Source organism: Streptomyces typhae, from assembly GCF_009755605.1.
Classification (GTDB): domain Bacteria; phylum Actinomycetota; class Actinomycetes; order Streptomycetales; family Streptomycetaceae; genus Streptomyces; species Streptomyces typhae.
On the sequence record NZ_WPNZ01000049.1, the window covers coordinates 1 to 4325 of the forward strand.

At 76.9% G+C, this 4325-nt stretch carries 3 protein-coding genes; all 3 read right to left on the minus strand.

Features of this window, described 5'->3' with window-relative positions; all coding sequences use genetic code 11:
• On the minus strand, nt 1-571 hold a 571-nt coding region (locus GPA10_RS41430; RefSeq protein ID WP_281364900.1), incomplete at its 3' end, for a carboxyl transferase domain-containing protein.
• A 140-nt stretch (nt 572-711) separates the two neighbouring features.
• On the minus strand, nt 712-1209 hold the full coding sequence (locus tag GPA10_RS43910) for an acyl-CoA carboxylase epsilon subunit (protein WP_157169902.1): 498 nt from the start codon (nt 1207-1209) through the stop codon (nt 712-714).
• 468 nt (nt 1210-1677) lie between these two features.
• Entirely contained in the window at nt 1678-2904 is a 1227-nt protein-coding gene (locus GPA10_RS41440) for a cytochrome P450 family protein (protein WP_157169903.1), read from the minus strand.
• Nucleotides 2905-4325: the final 1421 nt, after the last annotated feature.

The following is a 4325-nucleotide window of genomic DNA, read 5'->3' on the forward strand; positions in this document are numbered from 1 at the left end:
TGTAGGCGGCGCCGCCCGCACACGGGCCCAGCATCACCGAGATCTGCGGGATGACGCCGGAGGCCCTGGTGTTGCGCTGGAAGATGCCGCCGTACCCGGCGAGCGCGGACACCCCCTCCTGGATACGGGCGCCGGCGCCGTCGTTGAGGGACACCAGCGGCGCACCCGCCGCGATCGCCATGTCCATGATCTTGTGGATCTTCGCGGCGTGCGCCTCACCGAGTGCCCCGCCGAAGATCCTAAAGTCGTGCGCGTACACGAACACCGTACGGCCCTCGACCGTGCCCCACCCGGTGATCACACCGTCGGTGTAGGGCTTCTTGGCCTGAAGGCCGAACCCGGTCGCCCGGTGCCGGCGCAACTGCTCGACCTCCTGGAACGAACCCGCATCCAGCAGCAGAGCGATCCGCTCGCGGGCGGTGAGCTTGCCCTTGGCGTGCTGCGCCTCGGTCGCCTTCTCACTCGGTCCGGCCAGCGCCTGCGCCCGCAGGGCCGCCAGTTCCACCGCCCGGCCGCGCGCGTCACCGGCCGGCTGCGCCTGCGGCGCGGCGGGCTCCAGCACCGTCGTCATGAGACGTCTCCCCTTCCCTGCGAATGCCACCCGGGCGAGGCCCGCAGGCACCACCAGCAGAATCCTAACAAACCGCCTGTGCGGTTTTCGTGTGTGATGTGGAGGGGATGGCTGGTCACCGTCCCCGCATGAGACCGCTCTCAGGAAGCCTGCCGCCAGCTCTCGGGGGCCCTGTAGGCCGGTCGGCGCCACCGCCCGCGGCCGAGCACACGGGCGCGGCCGTTGTCCAATTCCCGGCCCCGGCCGCCCTCCTGCCCCGCCCCGGGCCCGGCCGCGGCCGCCAGCGACAGCAGCGTCACCACCACCGCCGCCAGTTCCTCCGCGCTGGCCCGGCCCCGCGTGATGCGGATCAGGTCCGGCCGCGCCGCCGCACCGGCCGCGCCGATCGCGCCGATCACGCCGGCCGCGCCGGTCGCACCGGTCACGCCGGTCACGTCGGCCGCATCGGCTCCGCGCCCCGTGCCGGTCGCGTCGGCTGTGTCGGCTCCGCGCCCCGTGCCGGTCGCGTCGGCTGCGTCGGCTCCGCGCCCCGTGCCGGTCGCGTCGGCTGCGTCGGCTCCGCGCCCCGTGCCGGTCGCGCCGGCTGTGTCGGCTGTGCCGGCCGCGCTGGCTGTGTCGGCTGTGTCGGCTGTGTCCACGGATGCCTCCCTCGCCCCTCGGGCACTTGGACGGTCACGGTCTCCCGCACCGCTGGAGGACCACTCGTGTCCGCCTCGCGGCCCCGGCCAGGAACCCTCCAGCCGTAGCGCCGGGGCCCGGTGGCGCGGGTGGAGGGACTTCGGCCGGATCGAGGGCCGGGGGCCGGGGGGGTGGGCGCCGGGGCAGCGGGGGCCGCCCGGGGCGGGGGCACGCGGGCCGGGGGGCGCGAATGCGCGGGCCGAGGGGCGGGGGCGTGCGGGCCCGGGGGGCGGGGATGCGCGGGCCGGGGGGCGGGGATGCGCGGGCCGGGGACGGGGGTGTGCGGGGCGGGGATGCGGCGGAGCCCTGCGGCCGAGTGGGCCGCAGGGCTCCGGGAGCGGGAAGCCGGTGAGGGCTGCGGGGGCTGGCGGGCGTGGTGTGGGTGGTGTGGGGGCTGGTCGGGGTGGTGGGGGTCGGGGGGGTGGGGGTCAGGGGTGGAGGATGACGGGCAGGGTGGCGTAGCCGTTGATGATGAAGGACTCCACCGGGGCGAGGGTGTCCACGGGCTGGGCCAGGCGGATGCCGGGGAAGCGCTCGAACAGGGCGGACAGGGCGACTTCGCCCTCCAGCTGGGCCAGCGGGGCGCCCAGGCAGCGGTGCACGCCGTAGCCGAAGCCCAGTTCCTCGCCGCGGTCGGTGCGCAGGACGTCGAAGACGCCGGCGTCGGGGCCGACGTCGTCCTCGTCCAGGCCGGCGGCGGCGAAGGAGACCAGGATGGCATCGCCGCGGCGGATGGTGACGCCGTCCAGGTCGATGTCCTCCACCGCGAAGCGCATGGGCGGGTAGGCGGCCGGGTTGCGGGTGCGCATGGTCTCGGCGACCGCGTCCGCCCACCGGGCCCGCCCGCTGCGCAGGTGCTCCAGCTGCACGGGGTCGGCCAGCAGCGCCGCGGCCGCGTTCACGATCAGCGTGGCCGCGGTGTCGTGCCCGGCGGCGATCAGCAGATACAAGGTGCCCAGCAGCTCGGACTCGCTGAGCTTCTCGCCCTGGTCACGGGCCTGGATCAGCGAACTGGTCAGGTCATCGCCCGGGGTGCGCCGCTTGAGGGCGACCAGCTCGGCCATCATCTCAAAGGCCCGGTCGTTGGCGGCGGCCATCTGCACGGCATCGGCGGTGGTGTCGAAGACGGTGTGCACCATCGCGCACAGCTCGTCGCGGGCCTGCGGCGCGACACCGAACAGCTCGCAGATGATGCGGGTGGGCAGCAGATCGGCGTAGGCGGCCCGCAGGTCCACCACCTGCCCCGCCGCCAGCCCCGACAGCCCCTGGAGCAGATCCGCGGCACAGGCCCGCACCCCCGGGCGCAGCGCGGCCGTGCGCCGGGCGGTGAACGCCCCCGCCGCGAGCCGCCGCAGCCGGCGGTGCTCCTGCCCGTAGGCGGTGAGCATGTTCTCGTTGTGCACCCACGTGTACAGCGGCCACTGCGGGGTGATCCGGCCCTCGATGAACTCCGGCCAGTGCCGGCGCGGATCACGCGAGACCCGCGGGTCGGCCAGTAACTGCTTGACGTAGCGCGCCTTGACCACCGCCCACGCCGGCACCCCGCCGGGCAGTTGCACCGCCACCGCCGGCCCCTGCTCCCGCAGCCACGCCGCCTGACCGGCATGATGCCGCCCGCGGGTGTCCAGCGCGTACGGGCACGCAGCCATCTCCATCAGCACACTCCATCCACTCGGCACAGACAGAACACAACAACCGCCCCCGGACCGGACACACCCGCACAACCACGGGCCGGACAGAGGCCGCACACGTACACAGACCACACAGACCGCACAGACCGCACACGGGCCGCGCACGGGTCGTACAGGAGAACCCGGAGCCAGGACCGGCCCCGGCCCCGGGCACCGGCACCTGTTCCGCCACCGGCACCGGCACCGGTTGCGGTGCTGGTGCTGGTGCTGGTGCTGGTTCTGGTCGTTCTGGTACCGGTCCGGGTTCGGCCCGCCTGTCCCGCCCCGTCTCGTTCCTGCGCCGCGCGTGCACCGCAGACAACCCGGCGTACACACCGCGCAGCTGTACGTGAAGCTACACGCCGCTGGGTGGTACATGAAGCTACTCACCGCACACCCGCCCCGCACGGAACACCAGCCCCCGCCCCCGGCAGCACGGACCGGCCCCGCAGCACCCGCACAACAGGCCCTTCACCACCCCCGCCCCCGGGGCGGGCAGCCGGAGGAGCCAGCCCGGCCGGGCCGCGCAGCCGCCCCGCGGGACTGCGGTCCCGCGGTCCCGCAGCGGATCCTGGGCCGCCCGGCGGGCGGGACACGGGCCGCCCGGCGGGCGGGGCAGTGGGCCGTGCCTGTACTGCCCGCGCCCCGGGCCGGGCCGGGCGGCTCCTGCCGGTGTCCGGCACCGCCCCCGCCGTGCTCCGGCGGGGGCCGCGCCCGGGCCCGGCGGCGGCGGTGGATGCCCTGCTCCCCCACCCGGCACGGCACTTGGCCCGCCGCGCCGCCGTGCCACCCCGGGCCCTGGTCCGCTCCCTCCGCGGCGGCCGGGCCCGCTGCACCCCCGGGCGCCCCGCCCGGGCGGTACGCAGGCCCGTACCCGTCCGCCACCGGCACGCCGCCCCCGGCCAGAGGGCGACGGACCGCCCGCCCGGCCGGGAACTCCCCCGGGAGGGAAGGGGTGTTCGCGGCACACGGACCCCGCCACGCACCGGGACCCCGCCCGCCACCACCGGCCGGGGCACACCGTTCCCGGGCCCGGCTGTACCGCCCGCCTCCTGCCCAGACACCCGGGCGGTACGTGCACACCGGACCGCAGGACACCCGCCCGGGCAGACCCGCCCTCTCCCGGCCGGGCCCGGCCCTGTTTGTTCCGCGGGAGGTACGGGGCCCGGCGCTGCGCGCAACGGACGGGGCCGGGCGGACGGGGCCGGTCCCGCCGGGCCGGTGCAGGCCACCACCGGCCCCCGGCCGGCCGCCGGGAACCGGGCCCGCCACAGCGGCCGGGCCCGCCGGGCGGCACACCACGGCAGACCGGCCCCGGGCCCCGCCGCCGGGTCCCGGGACCCGGCCGCCGCCCACCGGACCGGGCAGGCCCGCACCCGGCCCCGCACCAGGCCGGGGCCGGGCCC